Source organism: Mesorhizobium sp. M0633 (assembly GCF_040320645.1).
GTDB lineage: Bacteria > Pseudomonadota > Alphaproteobacteria > Rhizobiales > Rhizobiaceae > Mesorhizobium.
This window is the reverse complement of record NZ_JAMYQC010000024.1, coordinates 45,890-63,744: the sequence shown is the minus strand read 5'-3', so window position 1 is coordinate 63,744 and position 17,855 is coordinate 45,890. Positions and strand designations below refer to the sequence as shown.

General features: G+C 63.6%; 17 protein-coding genes. 6 read left to right on the top strand and 11 right to left on the bottom strand.

Annotation, left to right across the window (positions count from 1 at the left end; all coding sequences use genetic code 11):
* Window positions 1-11 precede the first annotated feature (11 nt).
* The 9 genes from NKI47_RS23170 to mdh form a co-directional block, all read right to left on the bottom strand.
* A complete protein-coding gene (locus tag NKI47_RS23170) occupies window positions 12-767 on the bottom strand; it encodes an SDR family oxidoreductase (RefSeq protein WP_023679788.1) in 756 nt (251 codons plus the stop codon).
* Complete coding sequence (locus NKI47_RS23165) at window positions 764-1,273, bottom strand: hypothetical protein (RefSeq protein ID WP_031212713.1); 510 nt, start codon at window positions 1,271-1,273, stop codon at window positions 764-766. The genes NKI47_RS23170 and NKI47_RS23165 overlap by 4 nt, the downstream gene beginning before the upstream one ends.
* A gap of 41 nt (window positions 1,274-1,314) precedes the next feature.
* Complete coding sequence (gene odhB / locus NKI47_RS23160; protein WP_352593782.1) at window positions 1,315-2,613, bottom strand: 2-oxoglutarate dehydrogenase complex dihydrolipoyllysine-residue succinyltransferase; 1,299 nt, start codon at window positions 2,611-2,613, stop codon at window positions 1,315-1,317.
* Between the two features lie 29 nt (window positions 2,614-2,642).
* Entirely contained in the window at window positions 2,643-5,630 is a 2,988-nt protein-coding gene (locus NKI47_RS23155) for a 2-oxoglutarate dehydrogenase E1 component (protein WP_023679791.1), read from the bottom strand.
* Between the two features lie 118 nt (window positions 5,631-5,748).
* Window positions 5,749-6,660, bottom strand: coding sequence for a succinate--CoA ligase subunit alpha (sucD, locus tag NKI47_RS23150; RefSeq protein ID WP_023679792.1), 912 nt, complete (start codon window positions 6,658-6,660; stop codon window positions 5,749-5,751).
* 49 nt (window positions 6,661-6,709) lie between these two features.
* Window positions 6,710-7,081 carry a cupin domain-containing protein gene (locus NKI47_RS23145; protein ID WP_023679793.1) on the bottom strand — a complete coding sequence of 124 codons (372 nt, stop codon included), beginning with the start codon at window positions 7,079-7,081 and terminating at the stop codon, window positions 6,710-6,712.
* A gap of 32 nt (window positions 7,082-7,113) precedes the next feature.
* Window positions 7,114-7,605: a hypothetical protein gene (locus NKI47_RS23140; protein WP_352593781.1), complete on the bottom strand. Its 492-nt coding sequence runs from the start codon at window positions 7,603-7,605 to the stop codon at window positions 7,114-7,116.
* Complete coding sequence (gene sucC, locus NKI47_RS23135; RefSeq protein ID WP_023679795.1) at window positions 7,605-8,801, bottom strand: ADP-forming succinate--CoA ligase subunit beta; 1,197 nt, start codon at window positions 8,799-8,801, stop codon at window positions 7,605-7,607. Before sucC ends, NKI47_RS23140 begins: the two co-directional genes overlap by 1 nt.
* A gap of 41 nt (window positions 8,802-8,842) precedes the next feature.
* Complete coding sequence (mdh, locus tag NKI47_RS23130) at window positions 8,843-9,811, bottom strand: malate dehydrogenase (RefSeq protein WP_023679796.1); 969 nt, start codon at window positions 9,809-9,811, stop codon at window positions 8,843-8,845.
* Between the two features lie 362 nt (window positions 9,812-10,173).
* Here mdh and NKI47_RS23125 point away from each other — a divergent pair, with 362 nt between their 5' ends.
* Complete coding sequence (locus tag NKI47_RS23125; RefSeq protein ID WP_352593780.1) at window positions 10,174-10,473, top strand: GNAT family N-acetyltransferase; 300 nt, start codon at window positions 10,174-10,176, stop codon at window positions 10,471-10,473.
* Window positions 10,474-10,507: 34 nt separating this feature from the next.
* Here NKI47_RS23125 and zapE read toward each other — a convergent pair whose 3' ends face one another.
* Window positions 10,508-11,710 carry a cell division protein ZapE gene (gene zapE, locus NKI47_RS23120; RefSeq protein WP_352593779.1) on the bottom strand — a complete coding sequence of 401 codons (1,203 nt, stop codon included), beginning with the start codon at window positions 11,708-11,710 and terminating at the stop codon, window positions 10,508-10,510.
* A gap of 144 nt (window positions 11,711-11,854) precedes the next feature.
* Entirely contained in the window at window positions 11,855-12,394 is a 540-nt protein-coding gene (locus NKI47_RS23115) for a protease inhibitor Inh/omp19 family protein (RefSeq protein ID WP_352593778.1), read from the bottom strand.
* Window positions 12,395-12,697: 303 nt separating this feature from the next.
* Between NKI47_RS23115 and NKI47_RS23110 the strand changes: the two genes are divergently transcribed.
* From NKI47_RS23110 to ftsY, 5 genes are all read left to right on the top strand, one after another.
* Complete coding sequence (locus NKI47_RS23110; protein ID WP_352593777.1) at window positions 12,698-13,708, top strand: MBL fold metallo-hydrolase; 1,011 nt, start codon at window positions 12,698-12,700, stop codon at window positions 13,706-13,708.
* Between the two features lie 70 nt (window positions 13,709-13,778).
* Window positions 13,779-13,940: a DUF1328 family protein gene (locus tag NKI47_RS23105; RefSeq protein ID WP_031195454.1), complete on the top strand. Its 162-nt coding sequence runs from the start codon at window positions 13,779-13,781 to the stop codon at window positions 13,938-13,940.
* A gap of 74 nt (window positions 13,941-14,014) precedes the next feature.
* The gene (dapF, locus tag NKI47_RS23100; protein WP_352593776.1) at window positions 14,015-14,899 is read left to right on the top strand and encodes a diaminopimelate epimerase; all 885 of its coding nucleotides are present in this window, start codon (window positions 14,015-14,017) and stop codon (window positions 14,897-14,899) included.
* Window positions 14,899-16,200 (top strand): tRNA (N(6)-L-threonylcarbamoyladenosine(37)-C(2))-methylthiotransferase MtaB, encoded by a 1,302-nt coding sequence (mtaB, locus tag NKI47_RS23095; RefSeq protein ID WP_031212717.1) that lies wholly within the window; start codon window positions 14,899-14,901, stop codon window positions 16,198-16,200. The genes dapF and mtaB overlap by 1 nt, the downstream gene beginning before the upstream one ends.
* Window positions 16,201-16,211: 11 nt before the next feature.
* Entirely contained in the window at window positions 16,212-17,801 is a 1,590-nt protein-coding gene (ftsY, locus tag NKI47_RS23090; protein ID WP_352593775.1) for a signal recognition particle-docking protein FtsY, read from the top strand.
* The last annotated feature ends 54 nt before the right edge of the window (window positions 17,802-17,855 follow it).

The following is a 17,855-nucleotide window of genomic DNA, read 5'->3' as shown; positions in this document are numbered from 1 at the left end:
TCCCTTTTGCTTTAGCGGCCGCCGCCGATTTCCAGATTGGCGCCTGTTGTGTAGGACGCCTCGTCCGACAGCAGCCAGAGAATTGCGGCTGCGACTTCCTCGGCGGTGCCGACGCGCTGCATGGGCACCACCTTGCGCATTCTCTCGACGCGATCCGGCTGCCCGCCGGAGGCATGAATTTCGGTGTCGATGATGCCCGGGCTGACCGCGTTGACACGAATGCCTTCGCCGGCCACTTCGCGGGCAAGCCCGATGGTGAAGGAATCGACCGCGCCCTTCGAGGCGGCATAGTCGACATATTGACCCGGCCCGCCAAGCCTTGCCGCGATCGAAGAAACATTGGCGATGGCGCCGCCCTTGCCGCCATGCCTGGTCGACATCCGCTTCACCGCCTCGCGGGCGCAAAGCATCGGCGCGATCACATTGATGCGCATCATGCGCTCCAGCCTTGCAGCGCTAAGCTCGTCGACGCGCGCGCTCTGGTCGACCACGCCGGCATTGTTGACGAGCGCGTCGAGTCGACCGAAACGGCCATCGACAGCCTCGAACATGGCCAATACGTCCGTCTCGCTGCCGACATCGGCCTTGACTGTGAAGGCTTCTCCGCCAGCAGCCTCGATGTCGGCGACCACCGTTTCGGCGGCTTTTGCATTCGACGCGTAATTGACCGCAATGCGATAGCCGGCCTTGGCGGCAAGCCTGCATGTAGCGGCGCCAATGCCGCGGCTGCCGCCGGTCACCAGCAGGATCTTTCCGCTCGCGCTCATTCCTGACATCCCTTCAGGGCAAAGACGTCCCAGGGCACCTGGGAAAAGCCGTTGGCGCCATAGGCGGCCGACATCTGCAACGACGCTCCCAAGTCAGGCAAGATCAGCTTCTTCGGCGCATCCTTTCCTTCGCCCGGCAGCAACGCGATATTGCCCTGGTCGTCGGCAGTGTAGATGACGCCCTCCCACACGGTGCAGGCGGCGAGCTCGTCGCCGGTGACGTCGCCGGCCGGGCATTTGTACATCAGCGAGCCATGCGGCCGCGCCGCGCCCTCGGTCCACATGACGATGCCGTCGAGCACGACGCCCTTGTCGAGCACCATCTTGAAGCTGTTGGTGACGGCGGCCGACTCGCCGGTCGGCCTGAAATCGATCTCGGCGGCGTTTTCAGGATCGCCATAGACGGCGAGCTCGAGCGGGCAGGCGGCGAGGGCCGCGGAGACCGTCTGCACGCCGAGTGCGCAGATTGTGACAAACAAACCGGACCGGAAACGAGACGAACTCATCCGGCGGCGCAGATCCATGCTCCGGCTCACGTCGGCCGCCCCTAGAGGTCGAGCACCAGCCGCTCAGGATCCTCCAGGCTTTCCTTGACCCGCACCAGAAACGTCACCGCTTCCTTGCCGTCGACGATGCGGTGGTCGTAGGACAGCGCCAGATACATCATCGGCCGGATGACGATCTGGCCGCCGACCACCACCGGCCGCTCCTGGATCTTGTGCATACCCAGAATGCCGGACTGCGGCGCATTGAGGATCGGCGTCGACATCAGCGACCCGTAAACGCCACCGTTGGAAATCGTAAACGTGCCGCCTTGCATATCCGCAACCGACAGCTTGCCGTCGCGCGCCGCAAGCCCCAGCCTGCCGATGTCCTTCTCGATTTCGGCGATCGACATCTGGTCGGCATTGCGCACAACCGGCACGACAAGGCCTTTCTCTGTACCGACGGCAACGCCGATATGAGCGTAGTTCTTGAAGATGATATCGGTGCCGTCGATCTCGGCATTGACCGACGGGATCTCCTTCAGCGCATGGGTGACCGCCTTGGTGAAGAAGCCCATGAAGCCGAGCTTCACGCCGTGCTTCTTCTCGAACACGTCCTTGTATTTGCTCCTCAGCGCCATCACCGCGCTCATGTCGACCTCGTTGAAGGTGGTCAGCATGGCGGCGGTCGATTGCGCTTCCTTGAGGCGGCGCGCGATGGTCTGGCGCAGCTTGGTCATGCGCACGCGCTCCTCGCGCGACGCATCGTCGGCCGGGGACGGCGCGCGCGCGGCAACGGGTGCCGGTACAGGCGCTGCCTTCGGCATTTCGGCCGGCTGCGACGGCGCGCCCCTGGCGATAAGGTCGAGCACGTCGCCTTTCAGCACCTGGCCGCGCTTGCCCGAGCCCGACACCTGGTCGACTGCGAGATTGTGCTCGGCCAGCAGCTTTGCCGCCGACGGCGCCGGCGGCATGGTGCGCGTCTCGATCGCGCCGGCGTCGCCGGCGATCTTGGCCGTCTCGGCAGCGGCCTGCCTGACGCTCGAGGCCGCAGTCGGAGCCGAGGCCTGCGACACCGCCTCCTGCTTCGTTGCCGGAGCGGCGGCATTGGCTGCCGCGCCGGCGCCTGCCGAAATCGTGCCGAGCAGTGCGCCGACGCCGACCGTCTCGCCTTCCTTGACGGCGATCTCGGCGAGCGTGCCCGCGGCGGCGGCCGGCACTTCCACCGTCACCTTGTCGGTTTCGAGCTCGACCAGCGGCTCATCGGCGGCGATCGCGTCGCCGACCTTCTTGAACCATTTGCCGATGGTCGCCTCGGTGACGGATTCACCAAGTGTCGGGACGCGGATTTCGGTTGCCATTGTGCCTGTCCGTTTCTTTCGGTTCTGTTCTATTCACCAAGCGCGTCGTCGAGCAAGGCGGCAAGCTGGGCGAGATGCTTCGACATCAATCCGGTCGCCGGCGAGGCGGCCGCCGGCCGGCCGGTATAGCGCACCCGCTGATGCTTGGCGTCGATATGCGCCAGCACCCATTCGAGATACGGATCGATGAACGACCAGGCGCCCATGTTCTTGGGCTCCTCCTGGCACCACACCATCTCGGCATTGCGGAAGCGCGACAGTTCGGTGATCAGCGCCTTGGCCGGGAACGGATAGAGCTGCTCGACGCGCAGCAAATAGATGTCGTTGATGCCGCGCTTCTCGCGCTCCTCGTAGAGGTCGTAATAGACCTTGCCCGAACAGAGCACGACACGGCGGATCTTCGAATCCTTGGTGAGCTTGATGGCCTGGCCCGACAGCAGCTGGGCATCGTCCCACAGCAGCCGGTGAAAGGCGCTTTCGCCCGACATCTCCGGCAGCGTCGATACCGCCCGCTTATGGCGCAGCAGCGACTTCGGCGTCATCAGGATCAGCGGCTTGCGGAAGTCCCGCTTCAACTGCCGGCGCAGTATGTGGAAATAGTTGGCTGGCGTCGTGACGTTGGCGACCTGCATATTGTCTTCGGCGCAAAGCTGAAGGAAGCGCTCGAGCCGGGCCGACGAATGCTCCGGCCCCTGGCCTTCATAGCCGTGCGGCAGCAGGCAGACGAGGCCCGACATTCTGAGCCATTTGCGCTCGCCCGACGAGATGAACTGGTCGAAGACCACCTGGGCGCCGTTGGCGAAGTCGCCGAACTGCGCTTCCCACAGCGTCAGCGCCTTCGGCTCGGCCAGCGAGTAGCCATATTCGAAGCCGAGCACGGCCTCTTCCGACAGCATCGAGTTGATGACCTCGAAGCCGGCCTGCGCCGCCGACAGATTGTTAAGCGGTATGTAGCGTGTCTCGTCGCGCTGGTCGTAGAGCACGGAATGGCGTTGCGAGAACGTGCCGCGCTCCGAATCCTGGCCGGACAGCCGGATCGGATTGCCGTCGAGCAGGATGGCGCCGAAGGCCAGCGCCTCGGCCGTAGACCAGTCGATGCCTTCGCCCGACTCGATCGCCTGGCGGCGGTTGTCGAGGAAGCGGATGATCGTCCTGTGCGCCTCGAAATCCTTCGGCACCTCGGTTAGCTTCTTGCCGATCTCCTTCAGCGTCTTGACCGGCACCGCGGTCTTGCCGCGCCGCTGTTCGTCCTGGTTGTCGGCCGAGCGCAGGCCGGACCAGGCGCCGTCCAGCCAATCCGCCTTGTTCGGCTTGTAGTGCTGGCCGACCTCGAATTCCTGCTCGAGATGCGCCCGCCAATCGGCCTTCACCTTTTCGAGCTCGGCCTGGGTGATGTGGCCTTCCGCGATCAGCCGGTCGGCATAGATCTGCATGGTCGTCTTCTGGTTGCGGATCTTGCGATACATGATCGGCTGGGTGAAGGCCGGCTCGTCGCCCTCATTATGGCCGAAGCGGCGATAGCAGAACATGTCCACCACCACCGGCTTGTGGAACTTCATGCGGAATTCGATCGCCACCTTGGTGGCATGGACCACCGCTTCCGGATCGTCGCCGTTGACGTGGAAGATCGGCGCCTCGATCATCTTGGCCACATCCGACGGATAAGGCGACGAGCGCGAGAAGCGCGGGTTGGTGGTGAAGCCGATCTGGTTGTTGATGATGAAATGCAGCGTGCCGGCGACGCGGTGACCGCGCAGGCCCGACAGGCCGAGGATTTCGGCAATCACGCCCTGGCCGGCAAAAGCGGCATCGCCATGCAACAGCAGCGGCAGCACCTTGGCGCGCTCTTCCAGCGGCACGATCTCCTCGCGGCTGCGGCCGAACAGATAGTCCTGCTTGGCGCGCGCCTTGCCCATCACCACCGGGTCGACGATTTCCAGATGCGAAGGATTGGCGGTCAGCGACAGATGCACCTTGTTGCCGTCGAACTCGCGATCCGACGAGGCACCGAGATGGTACTTCACGTCGCCCGAGCCCTCGACCTCGTCGGGCGCGGCCGAGCCGCCCTTGAACTCGTGGAAAATGGCGCGGTGCGGCTTGGCCATCACCTGCGACAGCACGTTCAGCCGGCCGCGATGCGCCATGCCGAGCACGATCTCCTTCATGCCGAGCTGGCCGCCGCGCTTGATGATCTGCTCCAGCGCCGGGATCAGCGACTCGCCGCCATCGAGGCCGAAGCGCTTGGTGCCCTTGTACTTGACGTCGATGAATTGCTCGAAGCCTTCCGCCTCGACCAGCTTCTGCAGGATCGCCTTCTTGCCGGCGGCGGTGAAGGAGATCTCCTTGTCGGTGCCCTCGATGCGCGCCTGGATCCAGGCCTTCTCCTCGGGATCGGAAATATGCATGAATTCGACACCGAGCGTCGAGCAATAGGTCCGGGTCAGGATGTCGAGCATCTGCCGGATGGTGCCGAATTCCAGCCCGAGCACATTGTCGAGGAAGATCGGCCGGTCGTAGTCGGCTTCGGTGAAGCCGTAATTCTCCGGCGACAGCTCGTTATAATCCTCGAGCGGCTTGGCAATGCCAAGCGGATCGAGATTGGCGTGCAGGTGGCCGCGCATGCGGAAGGCGCGGATCATCATGATGGCGCGGACGGAATCGCGCGTCGCCTGATGCACGTCGGCGTCGGAAAGGGCTGCGCCGTTGCCGGCTGCCCTGTCCTTGACCTTCTTTTCGATGTGCTTTTCGATGAGGCCCCAATTGCCGTCCAGCGCCGAGACAAGCTCGCCATTAGCCTGCATCGGCCAGGAGGGCTTGGCCCATGACGCGCCCTTGGCATTCCTGCGTACGTCGCCGGCGTCGTCCTTCAGCGCCGCGAAGAAGTCCTGCCATTCGGGATCGACCGACGCGGGATCGTCCTCATAGGCGGCATAGAGCGCGTCGATGTAATCTGCATTGCCGCCATAGAGGAAAGAGGTAAGCGAAAACTGGTCGTTGGCCTGATCTTGTCTTGCCATGTCACTGTCGAAGCCTTTGCTTCGTCTCCTTTGTTGGAGGGGAGTAAGGGAATAGGGGAGTAAGGGAGTAGGGCAAATGCCCTCGTCTTGTTCCTTACTCCCCTATTCCCGTACTCCCTTACTCCCCTATTCCCTTGATCGCCTCGACCAGCGTCGTACCCAGCCGGGCCGGCGATGGCGAAACCTTGATGCCGGCCGATTCCATCGCCGCGATCTTGTCTTCCGCGCCGCCCTTGCCGCCGGAGATGACCGCGCCCGCATGGCCCATGGTGCGGCCCGCCGGCGCGGTGCGCCCGGCGATGAAGCCGGCCATCGGCTTGCTGCGGCCGCGCTTTGCCTCGTCCTTGAGGAACTGCGCGGCGTCTTCCTCGGCCGAACCGCCGATTTCACCGATCATGATGATCGACTTGGTCTCGTCGTCGGCGAGGAACATCTCCAGCACGTCGATGAACTCGGTGCCTTTGACCGGATCGCCGCCGATGCCGACGGCGGTGGTCTGGCCGAGGCCGACATTGGTGGTCTGGAACACCGCCTCATAGGTAAGCGTTCCCGAGCGGGAAACAACGCCGACCGAGCCCTTGCGGAAGATGTTGCCGGGCATGATGCCTATCTTGCATTCGTCGGGGGTCAGCACGCCGGGGCAGTTCGGCCCGATCAGCCGCGACGTCGAACGGTCGAGCCTCGCCTTGACCTTGATCATGTCCATCACCGGTATGCCCTCGGTGATGCAGACGATCAGCGGGATCTCGGCCTCGATCGCTTCCAGGATCGCTTCGGCAGCACCCGCCGGCGGCACGTAGACGACCGAAGCGTTGGCGCCGGTCCTGGCCTTGCCTTCGGCTACGGTGGCGAAGATCGGCAGTGCCTCGCCCTTGGCGCCGGTCCAGGTTTCGCCGCCCTTCTTGGGGTGGATGCCGCCGACCATTTTCGTGCCGTGATAGGCCAGCGCCTGTTCAGTGTGGAACGTGCCGGTCTTGCCGGTCAGGCCCTGCACCAGCACCTTGGTGTTCTTATCGACGAGAATGGACATGGTGGTCCTTTTCAAAAACCGTTGATCGGGGAAGGCCGCGCGCTCATGGTCACAACCGCTTCAGCTCGGCGACGGTAAGGTCGCTTTTGGCATTGCCGGTGTTGAGCGTCGTTGCCGGCTCGAACATCAGCACCACCGGCTCCTCGCTTAGCGAGCGCGGCCGGTGCTCGACGGCGCGCGGCACGACAATGAACTCGCCGCTGGAAAGCTCCACCGTGCCGTCGCGGAAATCGATGGCGATGCGCCCGCGCAGCACCAGGAACGCCTCGTCCTCATTGTCATGCGCGTGCCAGTCGAAGACGTCGCCGAACTTGGCGATCTTGACCTGGCTGTCGTTCACGTCGCCGGCGATATGCGGATCGAAGACCTTCTTGATCTTCTGATCCGCCGCCTCGACGAGGTTTATCTTGTGCGGAGGCATCACCTATCGACCTTGACCCTGAAGTTCTGTTTTCAAGCTGGGCATTTTTGGTTTCCGTGAACGACAGCACCGATCCATCGGCCCCCGGCGCGCCGGATCGTCACGATCTGCACCGATAAATTGCCGTTAGATGTTCTCAATTCACCAAGGGACTTGGGGTCATCATCGGCTTGGAAACTGCTGCCATATTTGGTCAGAAGCCTTTTCAGGATCATGTTGGCGGCCAGCTTCGGATCGTTGGTGCCGAAGGAGACCAGGCAGTCGCAGCGACCGTTCGAACTCTTGATTGAGGCAACGATTTCCGTAGCCTTGTAGACTTGCAGCCCGTCGGATCCGGCCTTGAACCCGCTTTGCCGGGCAACCGCGTTGAACCGGCCGAAGCTGGGCGCCGTTGCCGGACATAAGTTCATGAAGAGATTGACCCTCTTGCCGATCCAGGCGGGCGACTTCGAACTATCCGCGGCCGCAGCAGCGCTGGCCCAAAAAGCCATGCCGCAGAGCGCTATGGCCAGCAACCGATGCATCAGTCGCCCTTCACCGCCGCGACAATCTTCTTGGCTGCGTCATCGAGGTCATCGGCCGACACCACGTTCAGCCCGCTGTCGTTGATGATCTTCTTGCCGAGCTCGGCATTGGTGCCTTCCAGCCGCACCACCAGCGGCACTTGCAGGCCGACCTCCTTGACTGCTGCGATGACGCCCTCGGCGATGATGTCGCACTTCATGATACCGCCGAAGATGTTGATCAGGATGCCTTTGACCGCCGGATCCTTGGTGATGATCTTGAACGCCGCCGTCACCTTTTCTTTCGACGCACCGCCGCCGACGTCGAGGAAATTGGCGGGCTCGGCGCCATAGAGCTTGATGATGTCCATCGTTGCCATGGCAAGGCCGGCGCCGTTGACCATGCAGCCGATATTGCCGTCGAGCGCGACATAGGCGAGGTCGTATTTCGACGCCTCGATCTCTTTCTCGTCCTCTTCGGTGGTGTCGCGCAATTCGAGCACGTCCGGGTGACGGAACAGCGCATTGTTGTCGAACGACACTTTTGCGTCGAGCACGCGCAGCCGGCCGTTCTTCATGACGATCAAAGGGTTGACCTCGAGCAGGCTCATGTCCTTCTCGACAAACGCCTTGTAGAGGATCGGAAACAGCGTCGCGCCATCCTTGGCGGCGTCGCCGTCGAGTCTCAGTGCGGCGTTGAGCTTCTTCACATCGTCGGCCGTCACGCCCTTTTCCGGGTCGATGGCGACGGTAATGATCTTTTCCGGCGTGTCGTGGGCGACCGCCTCGATGTCCATGCCGCCCTCGGTCGAGACGACGAAGGCGACGCGCCCGACCGAGCGGTCGACCAGGATCGACAGATAGAGCTCGCGCTCGATGTCGGCGCCGTCCTCGATATAGAGCCGGTTGACCTGCTTGCCGGCCGGGCCGGTCTGCTTGGTGACCAGCGTATGGCCGAGCATCTCCTTGGCGTTGGCGACGACCTCGGCCACCGACTTCGCCAGCCTGACACCGCCCTTGGCATCGGGCCCGAGCTCCTTGAACTTGCCCTTGCCGCGGCCGCCGGCATGGATCTGGCTCTTGACCACATAGAGTGGGCCGGGCAGCGCCTTGGCGGCAGCTTCCGCCTCGCTCGCCTTGAACACCGGCACGCCCTCGGCCACGGGTGCGCCAAAGCCTTTCAGCAGCGCCTTGCCCTGATACTCATGGATGTTCATGCGCTATGTCTCCAGCTTGCTTGGCGGGCTTGGTTACCGGCTTACTTGGCCGCGAGATGCGGAGCGATCTTGACGCAGGCGTCGCACAGGCCCTGCACCGCCGCGACCGAATTGTCGAACATCTTCTGCTCGTTCTTCGCGAGCTCGATCTCGATGATCCGCTCGACGCCGCCGGCGCCGATCACCACGGGAACGCCGACATAGGTGTTCTTGACGCCATATTGGCCGGAGAGATAGGCAGCACAGGGCAGCACCCGCTTCTTGTCCTTGAGATAGGCTTCGGCCATGGCAATGGCCGAAGCTGCCGGCGCATAAAAGGCAGAGCCGGTCTTGAGCAGGCCGACGATCTCGGCGCCGCCGTCGCGGGTGCGCTGCACGATCTGGTCGAGCCGCTCCCTCGAGGTCCAGCCCATCTTGATGAGGTCGGGCAGCGGGATGCCGGCAACCGTCGAATAGCGGATCATCGGCACCATGGAATCGCCGTGGCCGCCGAGCACGAAGGCAGTGACGTCCTCGACCGAGACCTTGAATTCCTCGGCCAGGAAATAACGGAAGCGCGAACTGTCGAGCACGCCGGCCATGCCGACGACATGGCTCTTGGGCAGGCCGGAAAACTTCTGCAGCGCCCAGACCATGGCGTCGAGCGGATTGGTGATGCAGATGACGAAGGCTTTCGGCGCGTATTTCTTGAGGCCGGCGCCGACCTGCTCCATCACCTTCAGATTGATGCCTAGAAGATCGTCGCGGCTCATGCCGGGCTTGCGCGGCACGCCGGCGGTGACGATGCAGACATCGGCACCCTCGATGCCGGCATAGTCGTTGACGCCGGTCAGCCTGGAGTCGAACCCATCGACTGGCGACGACTGCGCGATGTCCAGCCCCTTGCCTTGCGGGATGCCTTCGGCGATATCGAACAGCACGACGTCGCCGAGATCCTTGAGGCCGACCATGTGGGCGAGGGTGCCGCCGATCATGCCCGAGCCGATGAGCGCTATCTTGTTGCGTGCCATGTCAGGATATTTTCCCTTTGACTATGACGGCGCCCAAATCCTTGACGATTTGATGACGGCGTCGGAGGAAGAGGCCGGAATGCTGCGGAACCGCGAAATTCGCCGCACGCAATAGCCCCGGCCGCACAAAAATTCAAACGATTATTTTGGAGTGAGTAATTTCAATCGGTTAGAAACAATGGGAATTACGTAAACGTCAAAATTCTGAAGCCGGCTAGAGGAATTCTACACAATGGCACTGGAAATCAGAAGGCTGTTTCCTGACGATGACGCCCTTGTGATGCGGGTTGCCGATGAAGTCTTCGACGAGCCGGTCAGGCCGGATCGGCTCTCCGCCTTATCTCGCGGAGCCCTGTCATTTCATGGTCGTGGCCCTCGCCGACGGCATCGTCGTTGGCCAATGCGCAGCCGTCATCCACCGCCACCCGGACAAGGTGAGCGAACTCTACATAGACGAGGTCGGCGTGGCGCCGGCCTTTCAACGCCAGGGCATTGCGACGAGGATGCTCGGCGCCATGTTCGCACTCGGTCGCGAGCATGGCTGTGAGGAGGCGTGGGTCGGCACCGAGCCGGACAATGTTGCTGCTCGCGCACTTTACGAGTCGCGAAAAGAGCCGCATGGGCCGGCGGAGGGGTTCGTCATGTATGTTTATCGGTTATAGGCGCCGGCGGCAGCGGCCCCTTCTGTACTATCCCTCACGCCTGAGCCTGCCGTGCCTCGGTCGATGATCCCTGCGCCCTCTGCCTCTCCGCCCAGTCCTCCAGCCAGTCGTGGCTCTGCATCTCGATCAGCCGCGATGCGGTGCGCTCGAACTCGAAGACTTCGTTGCCGCGCTTGGCCGTATAGAGCTGCGCCGGCGGTGCCGCGGCGCTCATCACCAGCCGTACATGATGATCGTAGAGCGTATCGACCAGCAGGATGAAGCGCTTGGCTTCGTTGCGCTTGCCTTCGCCGAGCACCGGCACATGGTCGATGAAGATGGTCGAGAAACGGCTGGCAATGGCAAGATAGTCGCGGGCGCCGAGCGGCCTCTCGCAGAGATCGGCGAAGGAAAAACGCGCCGCCTCGCCGGCAGCACGCGGCACTACGACGTGCCGGCCCTTCACCGTCAGCATCGTCTCGGCCGTCGGCCTGCCATGCGTCATCACCGCCCACGCGTCGTCGAGCGCATGGTCGGCGGCGGCATCGGCCGGGGTGACGTAGACCGGCATGCGGCTGAGCTTGTCGAGGCGGTAATCCTTGTCGGCGTCAAGCGCCAGCACCTGCGCGTGGCGCTCCAGGATAGCGACAAACGGCAAAAACAACTGACGGTTCAGGCCGTCGCGGTAGAGATCCTGCGGCGCGACGTTGGAAGTGGCAACCAGCACCACGCCATTGGCAAACAACGCCGAAAACAACCTTGACAGGATCATCGCATCGGCGATGTCGGTGACGGAGAACTCGTCGAAGCATAGCACCCAGGCTTCCTCGGCCAGCGCGCGCGCCACCGGCGGGATCGGGTCGTCCTCCTTGGCCGTGCCGTTCTTGCGAGCCTGCCGGTGCTTCTGGATGCGGTCCTGCACGTCGGCCATGAAGTCGTTGAAATGCACCCGGCGCTTGCGCCGCACCGGCAGCAGCTCGAAAAACATGTCCATCAGCATGGTCTTGCCGCGGCCGACGCCGCCATGGATATAAAGGCCCTTGACCGCCTCGTGCACCTCGCGCTTGCGAGCGAACAACCACCCCAGCGCGCTTGATTTCTGCGCCAGCCGCTTTGCCGATATCTCTTCGATCAGCCGGTCGAGCGCAGCGGCGATCCGCTCCTGCGCCGGATCGCGCCCGATGGCGCCCGTCTCGACCAGATGGTCATAGCGCTGCTTGACGGTCGCATGGGTCTGGAGGCCGTCACGCAGATGCATTGGTCACGTCGTTCCGGAGCAATTCCAAGAAAAGTGTGTAGCGGTTTTCTGTCCGGAATTGCGTAAAAAACAAAAGAGGCAATTCCAGGAAAAGTGTGTAACGGTTTTCCGTCCGGAATTGCGTAACAATGGGGGGCCGTTCACTTACCTTGTAAGCGAGATCGGCAGGCCGTTGGAAGTCTGGCCGTCGAATTTCTCGCCGCCCGAAGAATAGAGCCGTGCCAGCGTGCCGCCATTCTCGTCAAAGAGCGTCAGCTGTTTGCCGGCGACGTTCCAGGATTTGATGCCATCGAGCGGCGCCGGGCAATGCAGCGGTCCGGCGCGGTAGCCCGAACCGAATTTGGTCTGCGGCGTCGCCACCTGACAGCTCTGGCCGGACACGCTTGCCTTCCACACGCCGGCGACGCTGGACGCGGTAAGGTCGGCCGCACCGGCCGGCGCCGTCCCGTCCGGCGGCAGCGAGGCGACCTGGGTGTTCTGCGGCGCGGTAGGAAATTTCGACGGGTCGGCCGGGCCGGGTGTCGCCGGTGGCGGCAGCTGGTTTGCAGTCACCTTGCCGGCGGGCGCAGCTTCCAGCGGCGCCGGCTGCTGCTCGTCCATTGATGTGAACCGTGAGGTTGAACAGCCGCTCGCAACGAGCGCGGCCAGCGATACGGCCAGCAGGCCGGTTTTCGAAATTTTCATTCTTCAACCTCCGTCGGATCGGGCTGGGGGTGCCGTCCGCGCAATGTCCCCCTCACCAAGATGGCGAAGGTGGCGAAATTTCAACCCGATATGGTTAAAATACGGTTTGCGCCGGTAATGTTGCAAATTTGTCGCAAAATGCACATTGCCTGAATTGCGTTACGCCTTGGCCGTTTGGCCGACACCTCCGGTTGATTCGATACGGCGCGCTGGCGCCAAATCCTTGGCGTTCACCTCAAATGCTTGTGCGGGCCGGCTCCGGCATTATCTCTTGGGATCAGCAAACTGCAGGGAGCCGATTTCTTGGCCGCGAGAAAGAGAGCCGCCAACCGCTATTACAGCGGGCCGCCCAGCGATCATTTCGACGGCACCTTGTTCTTCAATCCCAACGGACGGCCGCCGGGTCGCTTTGCCGATCTGTTGAAATGGCAATTGAGCCGCGAGCGCTCGAAATGGCCGGCGGCGGATCCGAGCCCGTTTCCACCGGCAAGACCGGTCGAGCGCATCGATGGTGCGGCGCTCCGCCTCACCATGGTCGGTCATTCCTCGCTGCTCGTCCAGACAGCCGGCCTGAACATCCTGACCGACCCGGTCTGGTCGCGGCGTGTCTCGCCGCTCTCCTTCGCCGGTCCGAAACGCGTCAATCCGCCGGGCATCGCCTTTTCGCATTTGCCGCCGATCGACCTCGTGCTGGTCAGCCACAACCATTACGACCATCTCGACCTCGCCACGCTGAAGCGCCTGAAGACAAGACACGACCCGCTGCTGCTGACGCCGCTCGGCAACGACACGATCATCGGCGCTGCCGTGCCCCGTATGCGGCTTTCCGCGCATGACTGGGGCGACCGGGTCGATATCGGCGATGGCGTCGCCGTCTATGTCGAGCCGGTGCACCACTGGTCGGCCCGCGGTACTCGCGACCGGCGGATGGCGCTGTGGGCGGGTTTCGTCGTCGAGACACCCGACGCAAAGATCTATTTCGCCGGCGATACCGGCTTCCACGGTGGCATCAATTACCGGCTGATGGCGCAAAAGCACGGCGGGTTCCGCCTCGCCATCCTGCCGATCGGCGCCTACGAGCCGCGCTGGTTCATGGCGCCACATCACCAGGATCCGGAGGAGGCGGTGCAAGGCATGCTTTTGTGCAACGCCGCCTATGCCGCCGGCTGTCACTGGGGCACGTTCCGGCTCACCAACGAGCCGATCGACGAGCCGCCCAGAAAGCTCGGCGAAGCGCTCGATGCTGCCGGCCTGCCGCGGCAACGTTTTCGCGCCTTGCGGCCGGGCGAAGTCTGGGACGTGCCGGCGGTCTAGCGCGGCGGAACCTGAGGCATCACATAGACGTTTGTAGGTGTTCAAACCTGTCGGCTTCGAGGTGTCTCTCATGATCAGGTGGATCATCATTCTTTTGATTATCGCGGCCGCGGCGAGCCTGCTCGGCATGCCGGCACTGGCCGGAGCCGCCGCCACCGGCGCCCGCATCCTCATCGGCATCGTGCTGATCATCTTCCTGCTGATCGTGCTTGGCGTCTTCGCGGTGACTTGAAAATCACGCCGCGCTGGTAATTTCTGCCGCTATCCGCCATATAGGCGCCAAACCGGCAAGAGACCTTTCGATCGATGGCAAGCGCGGCCCCTTTCGCCAAGATGAACGGCATCGGCAACGAAATCATCGTTGCCGATATGCGTGGCCGTGCCGATCGCGTGACGCCTGCGGCAGCCGTCGCGCTTAATGCCGATGCGGCGACCAGGTTCGACCAGATCATGGCGATCCACGACCCCAGGACGCCGGGCACCGCCTTTTTCATCGACATCTTGAATTCCGACGGCACCAGGGCGCAAGCCTGCGGCAACGGCATGCGTTGTGTCGTCCAGGCGCTCGCCGCCGAGACCGGCCAGAAGACATTTGCCTTTGAAACAGTCGCCGGCATCCTCAATGCCGAGGAACATGCCGACGGAATGATCTCGGTCGACATGGGCAGGCCGCGCTTTGGCTGGCAGGACATCCCGCTGGCCGAGGAATTCCGCGACACCCGCATGATCGAGCTGCAGATCGGTCCGATCGATTCCCCGGTGCTGCATTCGCCGTCGGTCGTCTCGATGGGCAATCCGCACGCCATCTTCTGGGTCGACCGCGACGTCTGGTCGTACGAGCTCGAGCGCTTCGGCCCGTTGCTCGAAAACCACCCGATCTTCCCCGAGCGCGCCAACATCACCATCGCGCAGGTGACCTCGCCGGAGACCATGGTCATCCGCACCTGGGAGCGCGGCGCCGGCCTGACCAAGGCCTGCGGCACGGCTGCTTGCGCCGCTGTGGTCGCCGCGTCCCGCACCCGGCGTACCGGCCGCGGCGTCACGCTGATGACGCCCGGCGGCGGCTCGCTGCATGTTTTGTGGCGCGACGACGACCACGTCATCCTGACCGGTGCCGCCGAATGGGAATTTTCCGGCAGCTTCGATCCGTCGACCGGGGCGTGGGCGCGCGACACCGAAAGCGCCGCCTGATGGCTCCTCTTGGCAACAAGGGTATCGAGGTCGTCACCTTCGGCTGCCGGCTGAACACCTATGAATCCGAGGTGATGCGGCGTGAAGCCGAAAGTGCGGGCCTCGGCGGGCTCGAAGGCGGTGCCATCATCTTCAACACCTGCGCCGTCACCGGCGAGGCTGTACGCCAGGCCAAGCAGTCGATCAGAAAAGCCCGCCGTGAGAACCCGGCTGCCCGCATCATCGTTACCGGCTGCGCCGCGCAGACCGGCCCGCAGGATTTCGTCGCCATGGACGAGGTCGATCTCGTCCTCGGCAATGAGGAAAAGCTGAAGGCGCATTCCTATCGCGCGCTGCCGGATTTCGGCGTCAACGACACTGAGAAGGCGCGCGTCAACGATATCTTTTCGGTGCGCGAGACGGCCGCCCACATGGTCGACGCCATCGAGGGCCGGGCGCGCGCTTTTGTCCAGGTGCAGAACGGCTGCGACCACCGCTGCACCTTCTGCATCATTCCCTACGGTCGCGGCAATTCGCGCTCGGTGCCGATGGGCGCCGTGGTCGAGCAGATCAAGCGACTCGTCGGCAATGGTTATGCCGAGATCGTGCTGACCGGTGTCGATATGACCAGTTTTGGCGCCGATCTGCCGGGCGCACCGAAGCTCGGCAAATTGGTCAAAACCATCCTGAAGCAGGTGCCAGACGTGAAACGCCTGCGGCTTTCCTCCATCGACTCGATCGAAGCCGACGACGATCTGCTGGACGCCATCGCCACCGAGCCGAGGCTGATGCCGCATCTGCATCTGTCGCTGCAATCGGGTGACGACATGATCCTGAAGCGGATGAAGCGCCGGCACAGCCGCGACCAGTCGATCCGCTTTTGCGAGGATGTGCGCAAACTGCGCCCCGGCATTGTTTTCGGCGCCGACATCATCGCCGGCTTCCCGACCGAGACGGACGCCATGTTCGAAAACTCGCTGGAGATCGTCGAGGAATGCGGCCTGACGCATCTCCACGTCTTCCCGTTTTCGCCGCGCCAGGGCACGCCCGCCGCGCGCATGCCGCAGCTCCGCCGCGACGTCGTCAAGCAACGCGCGGCACGCCTGCGCGCCGCCGGCGAGGCCGCCTATCGCCGCCATCTTGCCTCGCTCGCTGGAACGCATCAGTCGATCCTGGTCGAGCGTGACGGCCTTGGCCGCACCGAAGGGTTTACGCTGGCCGCGGTCTCTGCCGGCGCTCCGGGCGACATCGTCGAGGCTGATATCGCCGGCCATGACGGTATCCGACTGATCGCCGCGCCGCTTGCCGCCCGCGCCGCCTGAGAACGCAAGACATGGCTGGTTTTTTCAAGAAGATATTTTCGTTCGGCAAGAAGGAAGTCGTCGAGGAGCGGCCCGACGAGACCGCACCGCTGCCGCCGATCAAATGGGACGAACTGGAGGCGCTGAAACCGGCCGCCGAGCAGGCCGTCCCGGAGTTTTTGAAACGCGACGAGTCGCGACCCGAAGTCGAAGCCGTACCTCCACCGCCAGTCGAACCAGAGTTGCCTCCGGCACCCCAACCGGCGCCGGAATCGCAGAAGCCTGAGCCGCCGCCGACCATTCCACCCGAGCCGGAAACGCCTGCTGAGGAACCGGAGGAGATCCGGGCCGAGCCGCAGCAGCCAGAAATCGTCCCCTCCCAGCCAGAACCTGCACCCGTCGAAGTGCCGGTAGTGCCCACCGAGGCTCCCTCAGCAGCGCCAGCGCGCGAAGTCCCTCTCGCCGAAATACCGCCCCCGATCCGCCAGCCAGCGCCGGCCGAGACGAAACCGATCTTGACCGAGATCGCGCCCGAACCGGAGGTCGTGCCGGCGCCCCACCCTCCCATCGAGGGGGAGGTAAAGCCCGAGCCAGAAGCCGTTCCGCAACCATCGCCGGAGCCAAAGCCCGCCCCCGGCAAAGTCACCGTAACCAAGAAGGTCGAGCAGAAAGCCGAGCCGCAGAAGGCGCCCGAACCGGCGCCGAGGCGTTCCTGGTTCCAGCGCATGCGAGACGGGCTTGCCCGCTCTTCCAAGGAGTTGTCGGGCAACATCGCCGGCGTCTTCACCAAGCGGAAACTTGACGAGGACACGCTGCAGGACCTGGAGGATGTGCTGATCCGCGCCGATCTCGGCATGGAGACGGCTTTGCGCGTTACCGACGCGCTCTCCGCCAGCCGCTACGGCAAGGACGTCTCCGACACCGAAGTCCGGGCCATCATGGCGGCCGAGGTTGAGAAAGTGCTGACCCACGTCGCCATGCCGTTGGAGCTCGACCTCAGCCACAAGCCGCATGTCATCCTGGTGGTCGGCGTCAACGGCACCGGGAAGACCACGACCATCGGCAAGCTCGCCGCAAAGCTCACCGATGGCGGCCTCTCGGTGATGCTCGCCGCCGGCGACACCTTTCGCGCAGCCGCGATCGAGCAGCTGAAGATCTGGGGCGAGCGTACCAACTCGCCGGTCATTGCCTCGAAGCTCGGCGCCGATGCCGCCGGCCTCGCCTACGATGCATTCGAGCGCGCGAAGGAGGCCGGCTCCGACGTGCTGATCATCGACACCGCCGGGCGGCTGCAGAACAAGACCGAACTAATGGCGGAACTGGAAAAGATCGTCCGGGTGCTGGGCAAGCTCGATCCGGAAGCGCCGCACACCGTGCTGCAGACGGTCGATGCCACCACCGGCCAGAATGCGCTCAACCAGGTCGAGATCTTCCGCAATGTCGCCGGCGTCAACGGCCTGGTGATGACCAAGCTGGACGGCACGGCGCGCGGCGGTATTCTGGTGGCGATCGCGGCAAAGCACAAATTGCCGGTCTATTTCATCGGCGTCGGCGAACAGGTCGACGACCTCGAACCCTTTTCCGCAAGCGAATTCGCCAGGGCGATCGCTGGCGTGGCTTGACGAGCATGATCCCAAAAAGTTGCAGGCTTTTTGGATTGAATCATGCGTAAGAAG

Bases quoted from the DNA above. Each gene is read 5' to 3' on its own strand.
- NKI47_RS23170 (WP_023679788.1), bottom strand. From the start codon at position 767: ATGAGCGCGAGCGGAAAGATCCTGCTGGTGACCGGCGGCAGCCGCGGC.
- NKI47_RS23165 (WP_031212713.1), bottom strand. From the start codon at position 1,273: ATGAGTTCGTCTCGTTTCCGGTCCGGTTTGTTTGTCACAATCTGCGCA.
- odhB (WP_352593782.1), bottom strand. From the start codon at position 2,613: ATGGCAACCGAAATCCGCGTCCCGACACTTGGTGAATCCGTCACCGAG.
- NKI47_RS23155 (WP_023679791.1), bottom strand. From the start codon at position 5,630: ATGGCAAGACAAGATCAGGCCAACGACCAGTTTTCGCTTACCTCTTTC.
- sucD (WP_023679792.1), bottom strand. From the start codon at position 6,660: ATGTCCATTCTCGTCGATAAGAACACCAAGGTGCTGGTGCAGGGCCTG.
- NKI47_RS23145 (WP_023679793.1), bottom strand. From the start codon at position 7,081: ATGCCTCCGCACAAGATAAACCTCGTCGAGGCGGCGGATCAGAAGATC.
- NKI47_RS23140 (WP_352593781.1), bottom strand. From the start codon at position 7,605: ATGCATCGGTTGCTGGCCATAGCGCTCTGCGGCATGGCTTTTTGGGCC.
- sucC (WP_023679795.1), bottom strand. From the start codon at position 8,801: ATGAACATCCATGAGTATCAGGGCAAGGCGCTGCTGAAAGGCTTTGGC.
- mdh (WP_023679796.1), bottom strand. From the start codon at position 9,811: ATGGCACGCAACAAGATAGCGCTCATCGGCTCGGGCATGATCGGCGGC.
- NKI47_RS23125 (WP_352593780.1), top strand. From the start codon at position 10,174: ATGGTCGTGGCCCTCGCCGACGGCATCGTCGTTGGCCAATGCGCAGCC.
- zapE (WP_352593779.1), bottom strand. From the start codon at position 11,710: ATGCATCTGCGTGACGGCCTCCAGACCCATGCGACCGTCAAGCAGCGC.
- NKI47_RS23115 (WP_352593778.1), bottom strand. From the start codon at position 12,394: ATGAAAATTTCGAAAACCGGCCTGCTGGCCGTATCGCTGGCCGCGCTC.
- NKI47_RS23105 (WP_031195454.1), top strand. From the start codon at position 13,779: ATGATCAGGTGGATCATCATTCTTTTGATTATCGCGGCCGCGGCGAGC.
- dapF (WP_352593776.1), top strand. From the start codon at position 14,015: ATGGCAAGCGCGGCCCCTTTCGCCAAGATGAACGGCATCGGCAACGAA.
- mtaB (WP_031212717.1), top strand. From the start codon at position 14,899: ATGGCTCCTCTTGGCAACAAGGGTATCGAGGTCGTCACCTTCGGCTGC.
- ftsY (WP_352593775.1), top strand. From the start codon at position 16,212: ATGGCTGGTTTTTTCAAGAAGATATTTTCGTTCGGCAAGAAGGAAGTC.